The sequence below is a fragment of the Rossellomorea sp. DUT-2 genome (genome assembly GCF_052665285.1).
On record NZ_JBQPEO010000001.1, the window covers coordinates 218,603 to 242,473 of the forward strand.

22 protein-coding genes are annotated in these 23,871 nt (G+C 41.6%); 12 read left to right on the forward strand and 10 right to left on the reverse strand.

Annotation, left to right across the window (positions count from 1 at the left end; genetic code table 11):
* Window positions 1–4: 4 nt before the first annotated feature.
* Genes ACOSV2_RS01150 through ACOSV2_RS01165 form a run of 4 tightly spaced genes read right to left on the reverse strand, consistent with a single transcriptional unit; the run spans window position 5 to window position 1,279 of the window.
* Complete coding sequence (locus ACOSV2_RS01150) at window positions 5–184, reverse strand: hypothetical protein (protein ID WP_060670356.1); 180 nt, start codon at window positions 182–184, stop codon at window positions 5–7.
* Window positions 159–788: a spore germination protein GerPC gene (gene gerPC, locus ACOSV2_RS01155; protein WP_428973626.1), complete on the reverse strand. Its 630-nt coding sequence runs from the start codon at window positions 786–788 to the stop codon at window positions 159–161. Before gerPC ends, ACOSV2_RS01150 begins: the two co-directional genes overlap by 26 nt.
* A gap of 31 nt (window positions 789–819) precedes the next feature.
* The gene (locus tag ACOSV2_RS01160) at window positions 820–1,044 is read right to left on the reverse strand and encodes a spore germination protein GerPB (RefSeq protein WP_397553339.1); all 225 of its coding nucleotides are present in this window, start codon (window positions 1,042–1,044) and stop codon (window positions 820–822) included.
* Between the two features lie 13 nt (window positions 1,045–1,057).
* Window positions 1,058–1,279 carry a spore germination protein gene (locus tag ACOSV2_RS01165; protein ID WP_397553340.1) on the reverse strand — a complete coding sequence of 74 codons (222 nt, stop codon included), beginning with the start codon at window positions 1,277–1,279 and terminating at the stop codon, window positions 1,058–1,060.
* 130 nt (window positions 1,280–1,409) lie between these two features.
* Here ACOSV2_RS01165 and ACOSV2_RS01170 point away from each other — a divergent pair, with 130 nt between their 5' ends.
* The 3 genes from ACOSV2_RS01170 (at window position 1,410) to ACOSV2_RS01180 (ending at window position 3,944) form a co-directional block, all read left to right on the forward strand.
* Window positions 1,410–2,597, forward strand: a complete 1,188-nt coding sequence (locus tag ACOSV2_RS01170) for a DUF418 domain-containing protein (protein ID WP_428973627.1) — start codon at window positions 1,410–1,412, stop codon at window positions 2,595–2,597.
* A gap of 33 nt (window positions 2,598–2,630) precedes the next feature.
* A complete protein-coding gene (locus ACOSV2_RS01175; RefSeq protein ID WP_428973628.1) occupies window positions 2,631–3,500 on the forward strand; it encodes a fumarylacetoacetate hydrolase family protein in 870 nt (289 codons plus the stop codon).
* A 72-nt stretch (window positions 3,501–3,572) separates the two neighbouring features.
* Window positions 3,573–3,944, forward strand: coding sequence for a YisL family protein (locus ACOSV2_RS01180; protein ID WP_428973629.1), 372 nt, complete (start codon window positions 3,573–3,575; stop codon window positions 3,942–3,944).
* 78 nt (window positions 3,945–4,022) lie between these two features.
* On the opposite strand, the gene ACOSV2_RS01185 is transcribed toward ACOSV2_RS01180, so the two are convergent.
* A complete protein-coding gene (locus tag ACOSV2_RS01185) occupies window positions 4,023–4,586 on the reverse strand; it encodes a DUF2777 family protein (RefSeq protein WP_428973630.1) in 564 nt (187 codons plus the stop codon).
* Window positions 4,587–4,734: 148 nt separating this feature from the next.
* On the opposite strand from ACOSV2_RS01185, the gene asnB reads away from it, so the two are divergent.
* The 4 genes from asnB (at window position 4,735) to ACOSV2_RS01205 (ending at window position 10,846) form a co-directional block, all read left to right on the forward strand.
* Window positions 4,735–6,591: an asparagine synthase (glutamine-hydrolyzing) gene (gene asnB, locus ACOSV2_RS01190; RefSeq protein WP_428973631.1), complete on the forward strand. Its 1,857-nt coding sequence runs from the start codon at window positions 4,735–4,737 to the stop codon at window positions 6,589–6,591.
* Between the two features lie 430 nt (window positions 6,592–7,021).
* The gene (locus tag ACOSV2_RS01195; protein WP_428973632.1) at window positions 7,022–8,545 is read left to right on the forward strand and encodes a phytoene desaturase family protein; all 1,524 of its coding nucleotides are present in this window, start codon (window positions 7,022–7,024) and stop codon (window positions 8,543–8,545) included.
* Window positions 8,542–10,044 (forward strand): phytoene desaturase family protein, encoded by a 1,503-nt coding sequence (locus ACOSV2_RS01200; protein ID WP_428973633.1) that lies wholly within the window; start codon window positions 8,542–8,544, stop codon window positions 10,042–10,044. The genes ACOSV2_RS01195 and ACOSV2_RS01200 overlap by 4 nt, the downstream gene beginning before the upstream one ends.
* Window positions 10,010–10,846: a phytoene/squalene synthase family protein gene (locus ACOSV2_RS01205; protein ID WP_428973634.1), complete on the forward strand. Its 837-nt coding sequence runs from the start codon at window positions 10,010–10,012 to the stop codon at window positions 10,844–10,846. Before ACOSV2_RS01200 ends, ACOSV2_RS01205 begins: the two co-directional genes overlap by 35 nt.
* 98 nt (window positions 10,847–10,944) lie before the next feature.
* Here the strand turns inward: ACOSV2_RS01205 and ACOSV2_RS01210 are convergent, their stop codons facing one another.
* From ACOSV2_RS01210 to ACOSV2_RS01225, 4 genes are all read right to left on the reverse strand, one after another.
* Complete coding sequence (locus ACOSV2_RS01210) at window positions 10,945–12,333, reverse strand: ammonium transporter (protein WP_428973635.1); 1,389 nt, start codon at window positions 12,331–12,333, stop codon at window positions 10,945–10,947.
* A 62-nt stretch (window positions 12,334–12,395) separates the two neighbouring features.
* Window positions 12,396–12,737 carry a P-II family nitrogen regulator gene (locus ACOSV2_RS01215; protein WP_060670328.1) on the reverse strand — a complete coding sequence of 114 codons (342 nt, stop codon included), beginning with the start codon at window positions 12,735–12,737 and terminating at the stop codon, window positions 12,396–12,398.
* Window positions 12,738–13,048: 311 nt separating this feature from the next.
* The gene (locus ACOSV2_RS01220) at window positions 13,049–14,404 is read right to left on the reverse strand and encodes an MATE family efflux transporter (RefSeq protein WP_428973636.1); all 1,356 of its coding nucleotides are present in this window, start codon (window positions 14,402–14,404) and stop codon (window positions 13,049–13,051) included.
* Window positions 14,405–14,517: 113 nt separating this feature from the next.
* Window positions 14,518–16,278 (reverse strand): alpha-glycosidase, encoded by a 1,761-nt coding sequence (locus tag ACOSV2_RS01225; protein ID WP_428973637.1) that lies wholly within the window; start codon window positions 16,276–16,278, stop codon window positions 14,518–14,520.
* Window positions 16,279–16,570: 292 nt separating this feature from the next.
* Between ACOSV2_RS01225 and ACOSV2_RS01230 the strand changes: the two genes are divergently transcribed.
* The 5 genes from ACOSV2_RS01230 to ACOSV2_RS01250 all read left to right on the forward strand — a co-directional run bounded on the left by ACOSV2_RS01230 (window position 16,571) and on the right by ACOSV2_RS01250 (window position 22,886).
* Window positions 16,571–17,848 (forward strand): extracellular solute-binding protein, encoded by a 1,278-nt coding sequence (locus tag ACOSV2_RS01230; RefSeq protein ID WP_428973638.1) that lies wholly within the window; start codon window positions 16,571–16,573, stop codon window positions 17,846–17,848.
* 150 nt (window positions 17,849–17,998) lie between these two features.
* Window positions 17,999–19,285, forward strand: a complete 1,287-nt coding sequence (locus tag ACOSV2_RS01235) for a carbohydrate ABC transporter permease (RefSeq protein ID WP_428973639.1) — start codon at window positions 17,999–18,001, stop codon at window positions 19,283–19,285.
* Window position 19,286: 1 nt separating this feature from the next.
* A complete protein-coding gene (locus ACOSV2_RS01240; RefSeq protein ID WP_428973640.1) occupies window positions 19,287–20,129 on the forward strand; it encodes a sugar ABC transporter permease in 843 nt (280 codons plus the stop codon).
* Between the two features lie 38 nt (window positions 20,130–20,167).
* On the forward strand, window positions 20,168–21,706 hold the full coding sequence (locus ACOSV2_RS01245; protein ID WP_428973641.1) for an alpha-amylase family glycosyl hydrolase: 1,539 nt from the start codon (window positions 20,168–20,170) through the stop codon (window positions 21,704–21,706).
* Between the two features lie 148 nt (window positions 21,707–21,854).
* Window positions 21,855–22,886 carry a LacI family DNA-binding transcriptional regulator gene (locus tag ACOSV2_RS01250; protein WP_428973642.1) on the forward strand — a complete coding sequence of 344 codons (1,032 nt, stop codon included), beginning with the start codon at window positions 21,855–21,857 and terminating at the stop codon, window positions 22,884–22,886.
* Window positions 22,887–22,952: 66 nt separating this feature from the next.
* Here the strand turns inward: ACOSV2_RS01250 and ACOSV2_RS01255 are convergent, their stop codons facing one another.
* On the reverse strand, window positions 22,953–23,825 hold the full coding sequence (locus ACOSV2_RS01255) for an SDR family oxidoreductase (protein ID WP_428973643.1): 873 nt from the start codon (window positions 23,823–23,825) through the stop codon (window positions 22,953–22,955).
* Between the last annotated feature and the right edge of the window lie 46 nt (window positions 23,826–23,871).

The following is a 23,871-nucleotide window of genomic DNA, read 5'->3' on the forward strand; positions in this document are numbered from 1 at the left end:
TATACTATCCTTTTGGTGTAAGAGGAACGAATGGACCGATGATGAGGGACTCTGGTGGTGTATCGAAGGCAGAAGTGAGCTGAATGATGTCAGCATCCCCGATCAGGACCAGGGAAGAGCTTGCCACCCCTGCAATATCGATACTGCCAACTGACAATTCACGATTGATTACTTGGAGGTTCATTGTTATTCATTCCTTCCATATTTTCCGGCATTTGTGACATGAAAGAGAAGAGGGCCGTTTGGATATCTTTTTTGATTTTCGAAATGATTTTTCTTTCCCATTCTTCTTCGGATTGCTTGGACTCGACATGTGGTATGTTTTCAAGGTAGAAATCGATTCTCTGCGGCATCTGATTTAATAGGTCTTGCTGTACCATTTCATAATAAGAAGGGTCCAGTGATCGTTGGAATTGCATTTCATTGTCTTGAATCAGGGTAGGCAATTCGGTTTGAATGTACGCTTGTATTTCATTCGTTATTCTTTCTTTGTAGGGAGTTAGATCTTTGATTGAATTGACATTCACATTTTGGTCTACGGCTAAATCCTCTATGGTATCCTTTAAATTACTAGGATTCAGACCGATATTCAATGTGCCGTCAAGGGACTCGACTTTAAGCTGATCGAATTTATATTCAATTCTTTCTACATTAATCTTTGGTGATTCCTTGATCGTCATTAATTCTTGTGAGAGCTCATTTACTTTTTGTTCTAACGCGACAATTTTCGTATTCAACATGTCAATATACTGATAGAGTTGTTGTGGGGTCATATAGTAATTAGTCATCCTGCCACCTCTTTCTTTGTCGCGGGTTCTTTTATGGGTTTTGAAGAGGAACTAAGGGTGTCGCTGATGGTCCCGTTGAAACACTGCCGTTTTTTTCAGCTTCAGGAGCGGGTTCCGTGAACCCACCGGTATTATAAAGATAGTCATTTGTGTTTATTTGACCACATGTACCAATTTGTAAAACGGAAGAATTGGACATTCCTCCAATTTTAATAAATTGAATCTGTATGGATTGTTGAACATAATAATTCGTCATTTTCGCATCACACTCATAGGTTAAAGTTTATTCCTTGATCCACAGCATCGTCATCCACAGTATAGGTTAAGGAGTTTTCATTGTAGACGGAAATTCCTCTCCCTGTAATAAACGAACCTGCACCGGCAAAGGTTTTGGCTGTTGATATTGGACTAATGTTAAACACATCTCCAATGTGAAAAACGCCACTGGAACCGACGTTTATGACTTGTGCAATTCCTACAATTGCGGGCATTTCGACTCACACCTTTAAGACAAAGTTAATTATTGTTATTCTATGTGAGAAGAAACAATAGGTGATAATCGCCTAATTTCACATTTGGAGTTAAAATGAAATCAAGATTATTTTTTCGGAGGAACTATTAATGAACACTTTATCGCCAATCGAATATTCAGAACGTATTGTAAGTCTTGATGTGATTAGAGGATTTTCATTACTTGGAATCTTTATCATCAATATGATTTCCTTTCATTCACCATTTCTTTATCTTGACCCCTATTCTTGGTGGAAGACACCTGAAGATGTCGCTTTGTATCCATGGATAGATGTATTGGTCCAAGCAAGCTTCTATCCTCTATTCGCCATGATGTTTGGATATGGGTTAGGCATTCAACAACAAAGGGCAGCTGCTAAAAGAACTTCTTTCTATTTATTTGGAATCAGAAGGCTTCTTATTTTATTGGTGATTGGCTCTATTCATGCTTTTCTTATTTGGTCGGGAGATATTTTAATCAACTATGCCATATTCGGTCTGCTGCTGCTCTTTTTCATGAGGCTGTCTGGAAAGGGGTTATTGTGGCTAGGAGGATTATTATTTCTGCTGCCTCAATTATTTTTTAGTATACTGCTAGTATTAATGACTTTCGCAGATCCGACTGGTGTAACCCAATTCACTGATATCCAGTCGCTGCAGAATTCTGTTGCCGCATATGCCTCTGGAAGCTTCAGCAGTATTATGGAGCAGCGTTTTCAAGACTGGTATGCAGTGAATTCACCAGGTAATCTCATATTTTTATTACTTTCTATCTTGCCAATGATGATGATTGGGGCTGGAGCTAGTAAACTGCAACTATTGGAAAAGGTAAGAGATTATAAGAAGACATGGATTGTGATAGGAATCTGTACTTTGGTGATTGGGATCTTCATTAAATCAATGCCACTATTCATTCAGTCCAATTTTGCATATGCGTATATTCAAGACTTTTTGGGAGGTCCGTTCTTATCAGTATCTTATGCAATAATCCTCTCATTATTAATGTTGAATGAAAAAATCATGAAAGGGAGCAAGCCTTTAGCCTCAGTAGGGAAAATGTCCCTGACGAACTACCTCATGCAATCGGTCATCGGCACCCTGATTTTCTATTCGTATGGATTTGGATTGTATGGAGAAGTGACGTTAACGACGGGGACTTTACTGGCGATTGGCATATATGTTATCCAAGTGATCATTTCAGAAATTTGGTTATCCAAGTTTAAATACGGTCCTGTTGAGAAGCTGTGGCGTGTATTAAGTTATGGAAAAAGCACTGTGGTTAAAAAGGGAGAGTTATAGTTTCTAAAATCAAACGAAGGGGATGAGTAAGGGATGAAATTTGTTAGCTTTCAGGTTGGGGATAGACAGACGTATGGTGTAAAACGAGATGCCAGAATTGTAGAGTTAGCAGGTTTGCACGGCTTACCCCAGGATTTACTTGGCGGGATAGGACGGGGGGAAGGCTTTCTTCAAAAAGTAATAAGCATCCTTCAGGACATTTCCTTAAATTGTCCGTCATATTCTCATGATGAGGTAAAGTGGCTTTCACCGCTTCCAAAAGTGAAGAGGAATATTATGTGTGTAGGGAAAAATTATCGTGATCATGCCATCGAAATGGGTGGGGAGCAGGATATCCCGAAAGACATCATGATTTTCACAAAAGCGACCAATACAGTAGTCGGTCATGAAGAAACGGTACTGCATCATGGTGAAATGACGGAGCAGCTTGATTATGAAGGGGAGCTTGCTGTCGTGATTGGCAAGAGAGGAAAAGGGATTTCCCCGGAAGACGCCTTGGAGTACGTATTTGGATATACGATACTCAATGATATAACCGCCAGGGATCTCCAGAAAAAGCATGGCCAATTTTTTATCGGTAAGAGCCTGGATACAACATGTCCGATCGGTCCGTATCTTGTCACGAAGGATGAAATCGTCGACCCGCAGAATCTGGAAATCACGACGAGGGTAAATGATGAAATCCGTCAGTCTTCGAACACAAGTGAAATGATATTCACCATTCCCACCATCATTTCTACGTTATCGAAGGGGATGACTCTTGAGCCTGGTGATATCATTGCTACCGGGACACCTGCTGGAGTTGGAAAAGGCTTCAAGCCTCCGCTTTTCCTGAAGAAGGGTGACAGAGTGGAAATCGAAATTGAATCTCTCGGAATTTTGACAAATCAGTTACAGGCCTAGTTAAAATTTCTGTTGGAGTAAAGACTATGGTAATATTATGAACGTATACTAACTACCTGTAGGAGGTTCATTATGTTTGATAATACACATGCCCATATTACAACTTGGGTGATTGCGATTATTCTTTTCTTTGTAGCGGTTGGCTTACATAATGCAGGAAAGAAAAAAGGCATGAAAGTTGTACATATGATTTTAAGGTTATTCTACCTGCTCATTATTTTAACGGGGGCCCTATTATTCTGGAAGCATCAAGGAATTAATCCTGCCCTATATGGCATTAAAGGATTGGTTGGAATCTGGGTCATCGGGATGTTCGAGATGGTCTTGGTTCGCTTGAATAAAGGCAAGAGTACGAAGATGTTCTGGATTCAATTGATCATCGCTTTAATCATTGTTCTTTATTTGGGATTACGATTGCCTCTGGGCTTGAATTTCCTTGGATAGAGAAGGAATAGAAAAAAAGCAAATGTATGTCGGATACCGGCAGGCATTTGCTTTTTTCTATTTGGGTTTAAGAATGGATTAAATATTAAAACTTTCAATCACAATTCGTCTACCGGTACTTAAAGTGAATTCAAAGCGGTCCCGTTTCTTTTTATAATAGGTGAAGTGATGCTGGACCGCACATACTTCTACACCGTTATCGAAGGTGATGAAGTTAACTCCTTCTTTGATCTTTTGATTTCCAAGGAAAACCAGGTGGTTATGGCAAAAGATACTATCATAAATAGAATAACCCAGGTTGTTTAAGGCTGTTGTAAACTGATGAAAGGCATCATCAGAAATTTCTTCCAATAAATTCTCCAACGAATACAATATATTCTTCTTTATTTGAATTCGATCGCCATTCTCGATTCTTATTCGCTCATACGGTGTGACAATAATGCCATCTTCTAAAAGAACTCCAGCAAGCCAGTCTCCATCTCTATACACTTTCAATTCATGATTGAGGTAAAATTCGAGCTCAGACTCTTCCTCGGCATCAATTTCGAAAAAGTACCACGTATCATCTTCGAAAAGAGCAGTGCCTTCGGAATAGGACCTTTTTTGGGATTTTAAAATGTTTGATCGAAATGTGTTGCTCAAGTGAATATCCCTCCTTAACTACATTTCTTGTCATAATTATCATATTTCATTCATGTGAAAATTGATTGAGACAATTAACCATTTCCTGTCCGGAGCATAGAATAATTTATGTGTCCGTGAGCCCAGTTTGTTTGACTAGAAAGTGAGGATGATCACCATGTGCGGAATTACAGGTTGGATTCATTATAAACGAGATTTGTCTGATCAAAAAGAAGTAGTGGAAAAAATGGCAGAAACCCTTTCTAAAAGAGGGCCAGATGAAACGAATGTATGGATTGACCAGCATGTTGCGTTTGGTCATAAACGATTAATTGTAGTAGATCCTGCAGGAGGAAGACAGCCCATGAGCATACAACATGACGGGCACCTTTTCACCATTTGCTACAATGGAGAACTTTACAATACAGAAGATTTGAGAAAAGTACTCATTTCTAAGGGTTATACCTTCAGAGGACATTCAGATACGGAGGTTCTGTTAACCTCTTATATTGAGTGGCGTGAGGATTGTGTCCATCATTTAAATGGGATTTTTGCCTTTGCTGTGTGGGACAGTGAAAAGGAGCATGTATTTATAGGCAGGGACCGAATGGGCGTAAAGCCTTTATTTTATTTTGAAAAGGAAGAAGGAATCCTCTTCGGTTCCGAACTCAAAGCGTTACTGGCCCATCCGGATGTTTTACCCCAGGTGGATCATCAGGGATTGGCGGAAGTACTGGGACTGGGGCCTTCCCGTACGCCTGGTAATGGAGTGTTTAAAGGGGTGAAGGAACTCCGTCCTGCTCATGTTTTGCTATTCTCCAAAGATGGCTTGAAAATATGGAGATACTGGAATGTGAAGAGTGAGAAGCATACAGACTCATTTATTGAAACAGTGTCAAAGGTGCGATTCCTTTTGACTGATGCCATCGAGAGACAGCTCGTTTCCGATGTGCCACTTTGTACGTTCTTATCAGGCGGACTTGATTCAAGTGCGATTACCGCGGTGGCAGCGAACAGCTATAAAAAAGAAGGGAAAGGGAAACTTCATACCTATTCCATTGATTATGAAGAAAACGAACAATACTTTAAAGCGGATGATTTTCAGCCTAATTCCGATGCGCCATGGATAGAAAAGATGACTTCTGAATTTGGTACCGAGCACCATCGATGTGTCATCAGCCAACAGCAATTGAAGGACTACCTGACTGAAGCGGTTCATGTAAGAGACTTACCGGGAATGGCAGACGTTGATTCATCCCTATTATGGTTCTGCCGGGAAATTAAACAGGACTTCACCGTTGGGTTATCAGGGGAATGTGCGGATGAAATATTCGGAGGTTACCCTTGGTTTCACCGTCCTGAAGATTTCGATCGCAGAGGATTTCCGTGGATGCGCTCCACGGCTGAGCGTCAAGGTCTTCTAAAAGAAGAATGGAGCAAGAAATTAAATCTGGAAGAATATGTGCTGGAGCAATATGATCGCACAGTGGCAGAAACCCCATTATTAGAAGGGGAAAGTGAAGTTGAAACGAAAAGAAGGCAATTATTCTATCTGAATTTACTTTGGTTCATGACGACATTGTTAGATCGTAAAGATCGAATGAGCATGGGGGCAAGTCTAGAGGTCCGTGTGCCATTTGCTGATCATAGACTCGTAGAATACGTCTGGAATATTCCATGGGAGATGAAAATGCACGAGGGCAGAGAAAAAGGGATTCTGCGAAAGGCTCTTGAAGGAGTATTGCCTCACGAAGTCCTTTATCGTAAGAAAAGTCCGTACCCAAAAACCCACCACCCTGAGTACACGAATCTGGTCAGTAACTGGTTGAATGAAATACTCGAAGACAAATCAAGCGTTCTCTATGAATTATTCGATGAAGAAAAACTGAAAGAAATCGTTGCAACAGGTGGATCTGCCTTCCAGGTGCCATGGTACGGCCAACTCATGACCGGTCCCCAGCTACTTGCCCACCTGGCACAGATTCATGTTTGGTTTAAGGATTATAATGTTGAGATTGTGGAATAGTAGACGTACAAAACAGGTGAGCTTCTTATAAGGAAGAAGCTCACCTGTTTTTGTTTGTGAAAGTGAGCCCTTGGTTCTGTGATCCTCCGTCGGTCAACTGACCCGGTAATTATAAAGAATTAAGAGACAGGTACAAACATAGATTTAAAGTAATAATGAAGAGAAAAGGAGGCATAGTAAAAGGAAAGAAACCTTTTTCATGCCTTTTTTTCTCTTTGTAAAAGGGCCAAACTCCTACATAGAGTTGAAAAACCGAAATCCTATTTTTTGTGTTTTTTTAATGGGAGACAAGCTGGTTTTACTGAGAAAAAAATAAAATCTGAAAAAATAGAGTTTAAACTTTGTTTCTACCGGAAAAGAGTTGTATAATTAGTTGTATAACAATTGTATAATAAATGTACAAATAAAAAACACACTGGAGGCTATAACAATGGCCAAGAAAATGATCGTCATAGGCGCTGGTCCAGGTGGCTTGGCAGCGGCAATGCTGCTGGCCAGCAAGGGATACGACGTAGAAATATATGAGAAGCAAACATTTGTTGGCGGACGTAACGGGGCTGTCACCATGGATGGGTATACGTTCGATATTGGACCCACGTTCCTAAGTATGCCGGAAATTGCTGAGGAATTATTCGAGGCGGCAGGAAGGAATCTTCACGATTATGTGGATTTACAAGAGCTATCGATGATGTACGAACTTATATTTAAAGATAAAAGAGTGAGGATGTTTAAAGACCCGGAGCGGCTTTCTGGAGAAATCGAGCGTCATTATCCAGGGAATGCAGAAGGATATACACGTTTTATGAATGATACTCGTAAAAAAATGGAACGTTTAAAGCCGATTCTTCAAAGTCCGATGGATCGATATTATCAATATATCAGCTGGAAGGTTTTGAGAGCACTTCCCCAATTATCATTGGGAAAATCACTATATAGTGTGTTAAGTGATTATTTCACCGATCATGAATTGCGGTTAGCTTTTACCTTCCAATCGAAATATTTAGGGATGTCACCGTGGGAGTGTCCGGGAGCATTCTCGATTCTGTCCTTCATGGAGCATGAATATGGCATTTTTCACCCCATCGGCGGGGTAAATCAGCTATCGAAAGCCATGGCCAAAGTAGTGACGGAGCATGGAGGTTCCATCCATTTGGGCCGCGGGGTAAAGAAATTGTGGATTGAAGATCGTCATGTGGTGAAGGGAATCATTACGGAGGACGGAGAGAAGGTTTCCGCAGATGAAGTCATCATTAATGGAGATTTCGCTCATGTGATGAGTAACCTTGTGGAAGATGGGGTTCTCAAGAAGTACAGTAAAGAAAAACTGAAGAAGAAGAAGTATTCCTGCTCGACCTTCATGATTTATCTTGGAATCGATAAACAGTATGATCTGCCTCATCACAGCATCCTGTTTGCAGAAGACTATAAGAGAAATGTGGAGGAAATTACAGAGACGTTTACACTTCCGGAAGATCCCTCCATTTATATTCAGAATGCTTCCGTGACAGATAAGACGCTGGCACCCCCAGGACATTCCACCTTATATATTCTTGCTCCCGTGCCGAATAATGTAAGCGGAATTGATTGGACAGAGAATGAACAAACCTTCCGGGATCTTGTTCTGGATGCAGTTGAAAGCAAAACAGGTTTAAAGAATATTCGGGAACATATCCAGGTTGAAAAAATCATTTCGCCTCATCACTGGGAGGCAGACTTCAATATTTATCAAGGTGCGACCTTTAATCTCGGTCACCAATTAACTCAAATGATGGCAATGCGACCTCACAATAAATTTGAAGAGCTTGAAAACTGCTGGCTTGTCGGAGGAGGGACCCATCCGGGAAGCGGGCTGCCTACGATATTAGAATCAGCCCGGATTACAACGAATATGCTGATGAACGAAGATCCGTCCAACTCTTTCACTAAAGACCAAACAATGGGGGAAGCATTATGAAAACGGCGGTTGTTGGATCAGGAATCGGCGGGTTGATATCGGGTCTGTTACTTTCAAAAGATGGTCATGAGGTTACCGTTTATGAGAAAGAGTCAACCATTGGTGGGCGACTTGCCTTTATTCAAGAAGGAGAATACAAAATTGATAAAGGACCGACCATTGTGCTCCTGCCTGAAATGCTGCTTTCCATTCTTTCAGAAGCAGGTATAAATACAGACGAAATTGAATTCGTCCGTTGTGATCCTTTGTATAATGTTCATTTTTCAGACGGGCAAACGTATAAAAAATATGCTGATATGGATAAGCAATACGAAGAAATCAAGCAGCAGTTTCCTGGGGATGAAGATGGGTTCCTGAAATTCATGGAAGATATGGATGTACGGTTTAAGATAGGTAAGCCTCAATTTCTTGAATCCTCATTTTTAAAAACAAAAGACTATCTGAACCGGGAAACGATTGCCTCACTGCTAAAGTTAAAAGCATATCGAAATGTGATGGGGAATTTAAGGCATTATTTTAATCATGAAAAACTACAAACCGCGTACGGGCTTCAAACCTTATATATTGGCGGGAATCCCTATACGACTCCTGCGATTTATAGTTTAGTATCCTATAGCGAGCATAAACATGGTATTTATTATATAAAGGGTGGTTATGCCAGTCTTTTGGATCATGTGCAGCAAGCCTGTGAACGAAATGGTGTAATCATCAAGATATCTTCACCTGTCACAGAAATCGAGACTACAGGGGATAAAGCGACTCACATCGTCCTCGGAAATCGTAGAGAAGAAATAGATGCAGTGATTATCAATGGTGATTTTCCAACGGCGACCAAACTAGTAAAGAAAAATGAGTCTAAGCCTTACAAACCTTCATCTGGTTGCGTGCTAATGTATATGGGAGTGGATGGGAAGTTTGAAGAAAAGGAAATGCACCAATTTTATTTAAATGAATATTTCTCTGAGAATATGGAGGATATTTTCAAGAATAAGAGAATTCCTAAGGAACCTTCATTTTACGTATTTAATCCGTCTAAGGTTGATTCAACCTTGGCGCCTGAAGGGAACAGTGTCTTATACGTCTTAATCCCTGTTCCGGTTTCCGAGAACTTGGACTGGAAGGAAGCTTCAGAATTCCTTTCTAATTACGTATTGGATACAATGGAAAAAAGGGGCTTCGAAAAGTTAAGAAAACGAATTAAGTGGATGAAAGTCAGGACACCAGAAGAGGCAAAACAAGAGGGGTTATATTCAGGGGGAAGCTTCGGTATTGCGCCAAGTTTAGGACAATCAGGCCCGTTCAGGCCACAGGTACAACCGTTTGCAGAAAAGAATATCTTTGCTGTGGGTGCATCCATCCATCCTGGTGGGGGAGTACCGATCGTCATGCAGGGGGCAAAACTCGTAGCTGAAACCTTCAAAGAACATTATAAAACGGAGTCGGAAAGGAAGGATGTGACCTTACATGAACAAGATCTTGGAAGCATACGATCATTGTGAGAATATCATTAAACTTCACTCAAAGACATTTTACAGAGCATTTTCCCTGTTACCTAAGGATCAAAAGAAAGCTGTATGGGCAGTATACGCATTCTGTCGCAGAGTGGATGATATCGTAGACGAGGGGACGAAACCTTCTGAGCAATTACTGCAATTCGAAATGGAATTCGAATCGTTTTTAACAGGTTCTTATAATGAAGAAGAACTTATGTGGGTAGCCTTGGACGATGTGTTTAATCATTTCAATATGGACATCGGAGCTTTTCGGGATATGATTAAAGGGCAAAGAATGGATTTGAACGGGAGAATTTATGTGACGATGGATGATGTACTGGACTATTCTTATCACGTTGCAAGCACGGTAGGGTTAATGCTTCTTCCTATTCTTGCTCCCGGGAAAGAACATCAATTAAGGGAAGATGGTATCTATTTAGGTTATGCCATGCAGCTTACCAATATATTAAGAGATATCGGAGAAGACCTGGAAAGAGGGAGACTTTATATCCCGCAGGATTTATTAGTTAAATATGAATATACCGTAGCAGAATTCATGGATCATAGAAATAATGCTGCATTCCAGTCTATATGGGAAGAAATGGCCAGGATTGCAGAAGACTATTATGAGAAAGCTTTCCGTACAATCAATCTTTATCCTATGTATTCAAGGACCCCGGTGAAAGGTGCTGCATTATTATACCGAGCCATCCTAAGTGAGGTAAGAAGTCATCACTATAATGTCTTTTCCAAGAAACATTTCGTATCAAAAGATATAAAAGAAAGAATCATTTCAACAATTTCGTAAATAAGCCCGTATGGAAGCTTTAGTTGGAAGCTTTCCATATGAGCTTATTTTTGTTGAAAGCAGAAAAAAAGAGCCGCTCTGGGGCAGCTCCAAACTGATTATATTGTGTTTCGCTGATTCATGGTTTCACTCACTTCACCTGTTCCAATCGAATTTAATCGATCAACTAAATCAGATCCAAAAGGAGAAGAGGAAGAAACATTTGATTCTAATACAGTGTCCTTTAATTCATAAGCATTCGACCCATGCTCTGTAAAATCCAGTCCTGAAAGTTCTTCTTCACGTGAAACGCGAATACTTGCCACTCTCGTTACGAGGAACAGGAATCCTCCAACAGTAACGGAGGTCCAGGCAATAACGGCTAATACGCCCAGGGCTTGGGTGGCTACTAAAGAAACGCCACCGCCATAGAACAAACCGTTCGAAACATCAAACAATCCAACAGCTACCGTACCCCAGATCCCGCAAATTCCATGTACGGCAATGGCTCCAACAGGATCATCGACTTTAAGTTTAGAGTCAATTACGGTTACGGCTTCAACAAGGATCACTCCTGCAATAAGTCCGATGATGAGTGAGCCCGCGAGTGATACATTGGCACAGCCGGCGGTGATACCGACAAGTCCGCCCAATGCTCCGTTTAACGTCAGGGAAGGATCGATTCGTTTAAATCTTACTAGCGTATAGAAAGCTGATGAAAGAATGGCAGCAGATGCTGAGAATAAAGTTGTTGTAATGACGTGAGGTACAAGCGTCGGATCAGCGGCCAGGCTGCTACCACCATTGAATCCAAACCAGCCGAACCAAAGGATGAATACCCCAAGGGCACCGATCGGGATATTATGACCAGGAATGACATTCACTTTACCTTTATTGTATTTGCCGATACGTGCTCCAAGGAAGAGTACCGTAATGAAGGCTCCGACAGCACCTGTTAAATGAACGACAGTAGATCCGGCGAAATCAACGAATCCAAGCTCAGAAAGCCAACCGCCTCCCCAAATCCAATGTCCGACAATCGGATAAATGATTCCAGTCATGGCAATGGTTAACATAATATAACTTTTAAGCTTCATTCGTTCAGCTACAGCACCTGAAATGATCGTTGCACAAGTGGCTGCGAACACGGATTGGAAAAGGAAGAAGCCGATATCTTCACGTCCTGAAAGGAAAAAGCTGTCGGTACCGATGATGCCACCTGACGTTCCTCCAAACATAAAACCAAACCCAACAATGAAAAACAGAACAGAAGCGATGGCAACAGTTAAGAAGTTTTTCATCAGGATATTAAGAGAGTTCTTGGCCCTTGTAAATCCGGTCTCGACCATGGCGAATCCAGCGTGCATGAAGAACACAAGGACTGCAGCAATCATGACCCATAGGGAGTCAACGGAGGCTTGAACAGATTCTGCGGTAGGGGCCGCAGCGAAAGCAGTGGTGCTCACAAACAGTGACAGAAACAACAGAGCAGAAATTTTTTTAATCAATGGTATCCCTCCAAAATTGGTTTGGTAAAGCGGCTTAGTGATTGAGTCAAGAATGAAGTGATCTATAAAACGGCTTTTTTTCCTCGTTCACCCGTGCGGATGCGGATGACATCTTCGACCGGATAGATGAAAATCTTACCGTCTCCTACGGTGTCGGTACTGCAGTGCTCAACAATGAGATCAATGATGTCTTCAACCTGACCATCGTCGACGATCATTTCCACCTTTACACGGGGGACCAACTGCAGTTCGAATTTATTCCCTCTGAAAATCCCTTGCTTTCCTTTCTGTTTTCCACAGCCAGCTGCTTCTGATACGGTTAGCCCGCTGAATCCACGAAGGCATAACGCTTCTCGCAGGGACAAGAATGCTTCTGCACGAATAATCGCTTCTACTTTTTTCATTGTTTTTTCCTCCTTTTGATTTTTGTTCTTTCAATCTTGGAAAAATCGATTCTATGATGTTAGGTTTTATGACATCAATAAGTTATATTATTTATCATATTCAGAAAATAACAAAAGTTCAAGTATTAATTTATAATGTAAGCGTTTTTATGTAAAAAAACTTAACATGTGAAGGTGGAGGCGTTTTCATTTGGAGTGAAAAAAGAGTCAGCTCAATTGGAGAGCTGACTCTTTTTAAAAGGAGGGATGGTTGCTGCGTTCATATTGACTTGCATCGAGGTTCAGAACCACCTAATAGAAGGTCCGTCCCTCTAAATTGTACTTTTATTACTTTGAACAAATCGTTTATGGATCCATATTTTGGATTGCCAGCGTTTGAGCATGATGAGGCCTCGGAGCCATTCATCGGCAATGAAGGAGATCCAGATTCCGATAAGTCCGAGCCCGAACCAGATTCCGAGTATATAGGAGAGCGTAACGCTTACTCCCCACATGGATAAGATCCCCATATAAACTGGGAAGCGCACATCGCCTGTTGCCCTTAGTGCGTTTATGATGACAAGGTTGAAGCTTCTGCCCGGTTCTAAAATGATGGTCAGGTAGATTAATGTTTTACCAAGAGAAATGATTTCTTCGTTGTTTGTAAATATTCGCAGTAGCGGTTCCGCTGCGATAGAAAAAATTCCGGCCATAATGAGAGAGATGAAGATAGCAATCTTTAAACTTTTCAAACACCGTTCATAGGCACTGTCAAATTGTTTCGCTCCGATCATATGACCAATGATAATTTGAGTTCCCTGACTGATCGCTACGCTGAATAAAAAGATAAACATCATCAGGTTTTGTGCATATACTTTGGTGGTCAATGCGTTCGTCCCGATACTTGCAATGAAATACGTAATGACCATTTGTGAACCATTATAAGATAGATGTTCTCCTGCAGAAGGAATTCCGATGCGAAGTAAATTTTTCACATGCGAAATGGGTAAACGAAAAAGCCTCTTGATTGGAAGAGCGTTAGGAATCCGTTTGGTAATCACGATGATGCTCACGATAAATCCGATCAGTCTCGAAGTAATCGTGGAAATCGCTACCCCTTCTACTCCTAAAACAGGAACGCCAAATGGACCAAAGATAAATAAATAGTTCCCGATCACATTGATGATATTCATTCCGATCGTAATATACATGGCGTCTTTCGTGTAGCCGTAGCTCCTCATGATGGAACCGGCTGTCATGATCAATGCCTGGATGAAGGCGAACCCTCCAACGATTTTTAAATAAGAAGAGGCTTCATTCATCAGGGAACGGGGGAGGTCCATTGAAAGCAGGATCGGCTCACTGAAAAACACAAGGGCGATACTCAGGAAGAGACCGAATCCTAAGTTAACGGCAATGGATACGATGGATACTTCTCCTGCCAATCGATCCTCCCGGGCTCCCAGATGCTGAGCAACAAGAATGGCAGTACCTGTTGCGACAAATCCAAACATGACAATAATGAGAGAAAGGATTTGATTGGAAACCCCTACGGCTGCAACAGAGTCATCTGAGTACTGACTGAGCATTAACGTATCGGCATTCCCCATCAGCATATGGAGAAAGATTTCAATGAAAATCGGCCAAGTCAAGGCAAAGAGGGTCATGTTTTTTTGAGTCTTGCTCATAGATTTTCTCCTTTAGCTGGCCAGGGATAGGTACCTGGTCAATTTTTGCGATTTAAATAGATAAGGGGACTAACCGTTAAGGTGTAGTCCCGCTGATCACGAACTAAAATTCATTAAAATTTCAAGATGGCAAATCCATACCCTCCAAGTGCCACTTCGATGGACTCTGCTTCAGCGGCAAAATCTTCACCGCTCCACAGATTCGTGATTTTCTTTCCTTTTAATTCAAAAGGAAGAGAGTAGGTGGTCGATTCTTCACTGGAGTTTAATAGAACGAATATGGTTTCCTCTCCGTTCGATTTTGTGAAGGCAAGGCATTGCTCATGGAGGTTCCCGGGTAAAAACGTCAGATTTCCCTCGTTGCTTAACAATGGATACTGCATGCGAAGGGCGATATGTTTTTGTATATGCATGAAGAGCTCTTCATTATGATGTTCTTTTTCCCATGGGAAGCACTTACGACACCCTGGATCCTGTTCACCAGTCAGGCCGATTTCATCACCATAATAAATACAAGGTGTGCCTGTGAAAGTGAGCATGAACGTGTAAATTTGTTTAGCACGTCGGATATCTTCGCCGCACTCGGTCAATACACGTGGTGTATCGTGACTTCCGACAAGGTTGAAGTTCACTTCGTTTACGTTCTTAGGGTACATATGCACGACCGAAGTCATATTCTCTGCAAATTGAGAAGCGGAAATCGTTTGGTGAGCAAATAGATTCAATAGATTTGTCGTGAAAGGATAGTTCATGACCGCATCGAATTGATCTCCCCGTAACCAGGGCATTGAATCGTGCCATATTTCTCCTAAAATATATAGATCCGGTTTTATACCCTTCACTTCTCTGCGGAATTCACGCCAGAAGTGGTGATCGACTTCATTTGCAACGTCCAGACGCCATCCATCGATATCAAATTCCTTTATCCAGTATCGGCCAACCTCTAATAGATAATTGCGGACCTCTTCATTTTCAGTATTTAACTTGGGCATGGAAGGTTCGAATGCAAAAGTATCATAATTAGGCGGCTTACTCTCGATATCCAAAGGAAATTCGTTTACATGAAACCATTCTTTATAAGGAGAATCTTCTCCGTTTTCAAGTACATCCTGGAACTGGTCAAAATAGAAGCCGCTATGATTAAAGACGGCATCGAGCATGACTTTCATTTCATTCTCATGACAGACCTTTATTAATTCCTTCAATGTTTCTTTCGTCCCGAACTGTGGATCGATTTCGAAATAATCAATCGTGTCGTATTTATGATTGGAATGCGCTTTAAAGATGGGGGTGAAGTAAATCCCGGAGATTCCAAGCTCTTTTAGATAAGGAATGTTCTGGATCACACCTTCTAAATCCCCTCCGAAGAAATTGGTGGGAGTTGGGTCTGTGCTATTCCAAGCCAGTGTTCCTTCAGGGTCATTCTCCGTATTTCCATTTGCGAAACGCTCCGGGAAGATTTGATACCATACTGTATCCTTCACCCATGAAGGGGCTTGAAATACATCGATAGTATTCAAGAACGGGAAACAGAAGTAATCCCCGATATCAGTAGAAGGAGCCCCGTTAAATCCTTTTTCCCCATAAAAGACTTCTTCCGTTTCGTCATGAAGAAGGAAACCATAACGAAGGCGTCTGAAAGGAGGGGAGATGGGAGCGAACCAATAATCAAACAGCTGATCTGTTCCGGTTAATACCATCTCCTCACGATCGTATATCCATTTTCCTTCTTCCCATTGATAAGGATCTCCGTGCAGGAGTGTGACGTTTTCTACATCATTCTTCTTCGTTCGAATCCGTATGTGTAACTCGTTTTCAGTGCAAGCGTATGCATAGTTATCTTTTGGTCTATGATAAATGGCTTCCAGTAGCATCGTATATCCTCCTCTTTTTCATTCCATTTAAAGAGTATTCTAAACCAACAATGTTGTCAATGAAACGCATATAAACAAGTAAAGCGTTTTCTTTTCAGTCTTATAAACATAAATAATTTTCAAAAAAGTATTGTCAAAGCGGATTTAGTTTGTATAATAAGAAGTAGGTTGTGCAATCGTTTTCACAAAGATTGTAAGCGATATCTTTCGGGATTAAGTCATAGTGTGTGCAAACGTTTGTTCAGTCTAAAGAAAAGGTCAATATTTTTTACCATACTTAGGAGGGGTCGAGATGAAGAAAGCGTTATCATTATTGATGGTAATCATGCTTGTACTAGGGGCGTTGGCTGCTTGTGGTCCTAATCGTGAAGAAGGATCGGGAAATGAAAGCGGAGAGAAAAAAGCTGACGATGCAAACAAACCTGAAAAACTGGTTGTCTGGGAAGATGAAAAGAAATCCGGATGGCTGGATGAAGTAGGTGCTAAGTTCGAAGAAGAAACTGGCATCAAAGTAGAAGTGAAAGAAGTCGAAATGGCTACTAAAATGAAAGAACAATTACGTTTAGATGGTCCTGCGGGAACTGGTCCGGACGTATTAACATTACCACATGACCAAATCGGTGAGCTTGCACTTGCAGGTCATATCGCTGCTTTAGAAGTTGAAGGAGACGTTGAAGAGCGTTTCACTGAATCTTCTATGACGGCAGAGAGCTATGATGGAAAACTATATGGTCTTCCAAAGTCCTCTGAAACGCCGGTATTCGTATATAACAAAGCGTTAATGGAAGAAGCTCCAAAAACAATGGATGAAGTGTACACATTCTCTAAAGACTTCACAAAAGATGGAAACTACGGTTTCTTAGCTCTTTGGGATAACTTCTATTTCGCTCATGCACCGATCGGTGGATTCGGCGGATACGTATTTGCTGAAAATGATGGAGCATTGGATGCGAAAGATCTTGGGTTAAACAATGAAGGTGCTGTAGAAGGTACGGAGTATATTCAAAAATGGTACTCAGAAGGATTATTCCCTAAAGGTATCGTAGGTGAAAATGGTGGATCTGCAATGGACGGGCTATTCAATGAAGGAAAAGTGGCTTCTGTAATGAACGGACCATGGTCCTTCCAAGGTTACAAAGATGCTGGAATTGATATCGGTATCTCTGCTATGCCAAAACTTCCAAACGGTGAGCCTATGAAAACATTCATGGGTGTTAAAGGCTGGCATGTATCAGGATACTCTGAAAATAAAGAGTGGGCACAAAAATTCATCGAATTCATCACTCAAGATGAATATGCGAAATTACGTTTCGAACAAACACAAGAAGTTCCAACAAACCAAGGGTTGATCGACGATCCTGCGATTGCTGAGAACCCAGGTGCAAAAGCGGTTGCTGAACAATCACAATATGCGGTGCCAATGCCGAACATTCCTGAAATGGGAGAAGTTTGGGGACCAATGGCTGACTCACTTCAAACCGTTGTGACGGGCAAACAAGAACCGAAAGCGGCTCTTGATGCAGCTGTAAAGCAAATTGAACAAAACATTGAAGCGAATCACTCTAACTAATGCATAAACATAGCGGTACCTTCTCACTCTGAGAGGTACTGCTATCCTTTTAAAGACCTATTCAAGGGCTTTTTAAGGAAATAAACACTTCTTTTCTTAAAAAGCTCATGAAGCTTATCAAAATGGTATACGTAGAAAGGGGAATATAGGATGGAACAAAAATCCTCTCAAAAAAACACAAGAAAAACAGCACTGGCCCTTTCCCTAATCCCTGGATTAGGTCAGATCTATCATAGACAGTTTCTAAAAGGCGGATTCTTCCTGATCATGACTGCCGCTTTTATTCTTGTCTTTAGAGATTTGATCGGCCACGGATTATGGGGAATTACAACGCTTGGGACAGACATTTCATACGGAGATCATTCCATTTTCTTGATGGTATATGGAATTCTGGCAATCATCGTATCTATCTTCGGAATCGGATTCTATTTGTTTAATCTCCGGGATGCTTATAAAAACGGAGAAAAGAGAGACAGAGGAGAGAAACTGAGCACGATTCGAGAGCAGTACAAAAATCTAGTAGACAATGGATTTCCGTACTTGATCATGTCTCCGGGATTTTTACTACTCGTATTCGTCGTCATCTTCCCGATCATCTTTGTTATCTTACTGGCGTTTACAAACTATGATTTGTATCACTCACCTCCTGCTAAATTAGTCGATTGGGTAGGGATACAAAACTTTGTTGATATTTTCAAGATTGATATTTGGAGAGAAACATTCATTACCGTGTTAGCCTGGACACTTGTTTGGACGTTCGGTGCCACGACGCTTCAAGTTGCCCTGGGTGTATTCCTGGCAATCCTGGTCAATCAAAAGGATTTAAAAGGAAAAGCCATCATTCGTACCGTATTCATCTTACCTTGGGCCATCCCGGCTTTCGTTTCCATACTTGTTTTTGCCGGTATGTTCAATGAATCCTTCGGAACGATTAACCGGGATATCTTAGGATTCTTCGGCATTGAAGGCTTACCATGGATGACGGAGCCGATGTATACACGAATTGCCCTGATCGGTATTCAAGCCTGGTTAGGCTTCCCGTTCATCTTTGCGATGACAACGGGGGTTCTACAATCGATTCCTGATGAGCTTTATGAAGCAGCAACGGTTGATGGAGCATCAGCTTTCCAGAAATTCAAGAACATTACGTTGCCCCTCGTGCTTTTTGCAACGGCGCCAATCATCATTACGCAATACACATTTAACTTTAATAACTTTAACGTTATTTACTTATTCAATGGCGGAGGACCTGCCCTGACAGGACAAAATGCAGGTGGTACTGACATTTTGATTTCATGGATATACAGTCTGACTATGACATCCGCACAGTATTCTAAAGCAGCGGCCATCACATTATTGTTATCCATCATCGTCATCACAGTAGCGATCTGGCAGTTCAAGAGAACGAAGTCATTCCAAGAAGAGGATATGATGTAATATGAATATGAAGAGACAGAAACTCATACGTTTGACACTTTCATACGCAGCCATCGGGATCATGTTTGCCATCATTCTTTACCCGGTTGCATGGATTATCGGATCTTCTTTCAATCCAGGGCAAAGTTTATCGGGTTCATCCATCATTCCCAAGAATGCAACATTGGCACATTACAAAGAACTATTCGATCTGGAGCAAAGTGATTATTTGCTTTGGTACTGGAACTCAATAAAAGTCAGTTTATCGACCATGGTACTGACGGTTTTACTGGTCAGTCTGACAGCTTACTCTTTCTCACGTTACCGTTTCGCAGGTCGTAAAAATGGATTGATGACATTCCTGATCCTGCAAATGATTCCTAACTTTGCTGCCTTAATCGCGATTTTCGTTTTAGCATTGTTAACAGATTTATTGGATACTCATATTGGATTGATCCTTGTATACGTTGGTGGACAAATCCCAATGAATACATGGTTAATGAAAGGGTATTTGGATACGATTCCGAAAGAGCTTGATGAATCAGCGAAAATGGACGGAGCGGGACATTTACGTATCTTCTTCCAGATCGTCATGCCACTTGCAAAACCGATCATTGCGGTAGTTGCACTGTTTTCATTCATTGCACCATTCGCGGACTTTATCATTGCAAGTATCTTATTGCGTTCAGAGAAAATGTACACATTACCGGTTGCCCTTTATGATATGGTAGCAAAACAATTCGGAGCAGAATTTACAACATTCGCTGCAGGTTCTGTCCTGATTGCCGTACCGATTGCCCTATTATTCCTGTTCTTCCAGAAATACTTCGTTTCAGGATTGACGGCAGGGGGTACAAAAGGATAATCTTATAGGCGTTACTAACAGTTTGAGGAGGAGCGGAGATGAAAAGAAGAGTATTATCTCTCATTTTAGTCCCGTTTCTTCTTTTTTACGCCCTTCCGGTAGGTGCAGTTGAAAAAGAAGAACGAAAATGGCAGGATGAGACCATTTATTTTCTAATGGTCGATCGCTTTAACAACGGGGATACGAGCAATGATAAGAATGTGGATACGAAAGACCCTAAAGCCTATCAGGGCGGGGACTTTCAAGGTGTGATTGATAAGCTGGATTATATTAAGGAGATGGGATTTACCGCCATCTGGCTAACCCCGATCTTTGATAATCAACCTCTTGGGTATCACGGGTACTGGATTACGGATTTCTATAAGACAGAAGAACATTTGGGGTCCATCGATACGTTTAAAAAGCTTGTAGATGAGGCGCACAAACGTGATATGAAAGTGATGTTGGACTTCGTTGTAAACCATGTCGGACCCGAACACCCTTGGGTGAATGATCCTCAGAAGTCGGACTGGTTTCACGAAAATCAGCCGATGAACTTTGATAATGAAGAAAGTCTACAAAATGCGTGGTTATATGATCTTCCCGATTTAAATACAGAAAATCCCGAAGTGAAAAACTACTTATTTGACGCCGCGAAATGGTGGATCGAAGAAACAGATGTAGACGGATACCGACTGGATACGGTTCGTCACGTACCACAAGAATTCTGGACTGAATTTAGCGAAGAGGTTAAGTCAGTCAAAGAAGACTTCTATCTTCTTGGTGAAGTGTTCGATCGCGATCCCCAGAAGATAGCTAAGTATAATGATGTAGGAATTGATGGATTCGTTAACTTTCCTCAAGCAGAAGAAATGCGTTCTGTATTCCAAAAACCGGATACTTCGATGGATCGCTTATTTAACTTCTGGAAATACAACGAAACGTACTATGACGATCCCTATTTAATGGGGACTTTTATCGATAACCATGATATGGAACGTTTTACGAGACTGCTCGTTCAAGAGAAGCTTTTCCCGGGTACCAGGTGGAAGCTCGCTCTAACGTACATGTATACGACTCCAGGGATACCGATCGTTTACTATGGTTCAGAAATAGCCGTAGATGGTGGAAATGACCCGGATAATCGACGTTTTATGAACTTTAGGGCAGATGAAGAATTGATTGATTACATCACTCAATTAGGAAAGCTTCGTCAAGATTACCCCGCCCTTACAAGAGGGACGATAGAACCCATCTATGAAAAAGACGGTATGGGAATATTCAAGCGTACGTACGGGGATCAAACCCTCGTGATCGCCATAAACAACACAAGTAAATCTCAAAAGGTTCAATTGAGTGAAGAAGAATTAGCAGAAAATAGTGAGTTGAAAGGGTTATTAACTGCAGACCTGGTTCGTATTGATAAGGATGGAAACTATACGATCGTAGTCGATCGTGAAGAATCAGAGGTTTATTCCCTTAAGCAGAAGAGTGGACTGAATTATCCTTACCTACTGGCACTTGGCACTGTGTATGTCCTCTTCTTACTCTTTATTTATCTTGTGTGGAAGCGTGGAAGGAAGAAAAAACAGTCATGATTTGATGTGCGGGGCTCAGTCTATGAGCCCTGCAATTCCTGATTTTAAAGAATAATGAAATGGAAGCGTTTTAATTAATGTATAAACTAGAATAAAGCAGCCCTCTACACCTAAGAGGGTACGATTTTTAAAGAGGGGGGTGGAATGAATGGCGGTCACCATCAAAGATGTTGCAAAGCTTGCAAACGTAGCTCCATCTACGGTTTCACGTGTTATTGCAAATAATCCAAGAATCAGCGAGAAAACAAAGCAAAAAGTTAGAGAAGCGATGGAGCAACTAGGATATCATCCTAACTTCATAGCAAGGAGCTTGGCAAATCAATCCACTCAAGTATTGGGGCTTGTATTACCAGGTTCAGCTAGTACTTTTTCACAAAACCCTTTCTTTCCGACCGTTTTAAGAGGACTAAGTGAAGGGGCACAAGAAAAGCAATATGCACTTCAGATGTCCACAGGTCAATCCGAAGAAGAAATTTATGAAGGCGTCGTCCAAATGGTGCAAGGGGGAAGAGTGGACGGAATTATCCTTCTTTACTCAAAAGTGGAAGATAAGGTGATGAACTACTTAAAAGATCGTGGTTTTCCATTTGTCGTCGTCGGGAAGCCATATAAATATTGTGAAGAGATCACTCATGTGGATAACGACAACTACCGGGCAACGAAGGAAGTAACCGATTATCTTCTGGAGCTTGGTCATGAATGCATCGGCTTTATCGGTGGAGACCTCAACCTCGTTGTTACCGTTGAGCGTCTATTAGGTTATGAGAAGGCTTTGCGTAATGCCGGGATAGACATGAAAGACGAGTACATTATTCATGAAGAATTTCTTCGTGAAGGAGGTCGTGAAGCCATTAATGAACTGATGCAATTAGACGCCCCTCCAACGGCTCTGGTAGTGGCCGATGACTTAATGGCATTAGGGGTACTGAACACACTGGATGAAATGGGCATCCGTGTTCCTGAAGACATTTCCATTGTCAGCTTCAACAATGTATTGCTGGCTGAAATGTCCCGCCCGCCTCTCACGTCTGTGGATATCAACATATTCAACCTGGGAAATGAGGCAGCAAAAAGCCTGATCCAAAAGATTGAGAACCCGAAAGAGCCCATCAAGAGAATCATAGTGCCGCATCAGCTTGTTACAAGATGCTCTTGCAGCGAGCGAAAAGGGAAATCATAATAAAAAGCGACTGAAACGTTGGAATCTCCACTTATGGGAGAACCATATGTTTCAGTCGCTTTTATTTTAGCCGTTAATAACCGTTCCGCCATTAATATGAATCATCTGTCCTGATACGTAGCTTGAATCTTCGCTTGCCAGGTATACGTATGCCGGTCCTAATTCATACGGCTGACCAGCCCGTCCAAGTGGAGTATTCGCTCCAAACTGAGATACCTTTTGAGAGCTGAAAGTGGACGGAATCAGCGGAGTCCAAATCGGGCCGGGTGCCACGCCATTTACCCTGATTCCATCCGATGCAATGTTTTCTGCAAGGGACCGCGTGAAACTGACAATTGCACCTTTAGTAGAAGAGTAATCAATCAGATCCTTATTCCCTTTATAAGCTGTGATAGAAGCCGTATTGATAATGGAAGCTCCCTTATTAAGATGAGGCAATGCTGCCCTTGTTAAGTAGAACATAGAGAATACATTCGTCTTAAAGGTGCGCTCCAACTGCTCGTCACTTATATCCGCAAGCCCTGCCTGAGGATGCTGTTCGGCAGCGTTATTCACCAGGATATCAAGCTTACCGAATTCAGAAATCGTTTTGTTCACGATGTCTTTACAAAACGTCGAGCTTCCGATATCACCTGACAGCAGGATACACCTTACACCTTCCGCTTCCACTAATTCCTTCGTTTTATTCGCATCTTCATGTTCATCTAAATAAGAAATCGCAACATGGGCACCTTCCCTGGCATAATACCAGGCCACCGATCGTCCAATCCCGCTGTCTCCTCCAGTGATCAGGGCGACCTTACCGTCCAGCTTTCCACTGCCTTTATAATTTTGATCCGTATGAATCGGCTGGGGATTCATCTCATCCACTGTGCCAGGCTGATGATCCTGGTGCTGGGGGGGGAACGTTTGCTTCTGGTTTTGTTGTTGTGATGACAATGAAAACACTCCTTTGATGATTTGGGTTATCTTAGGATAGTGTTTA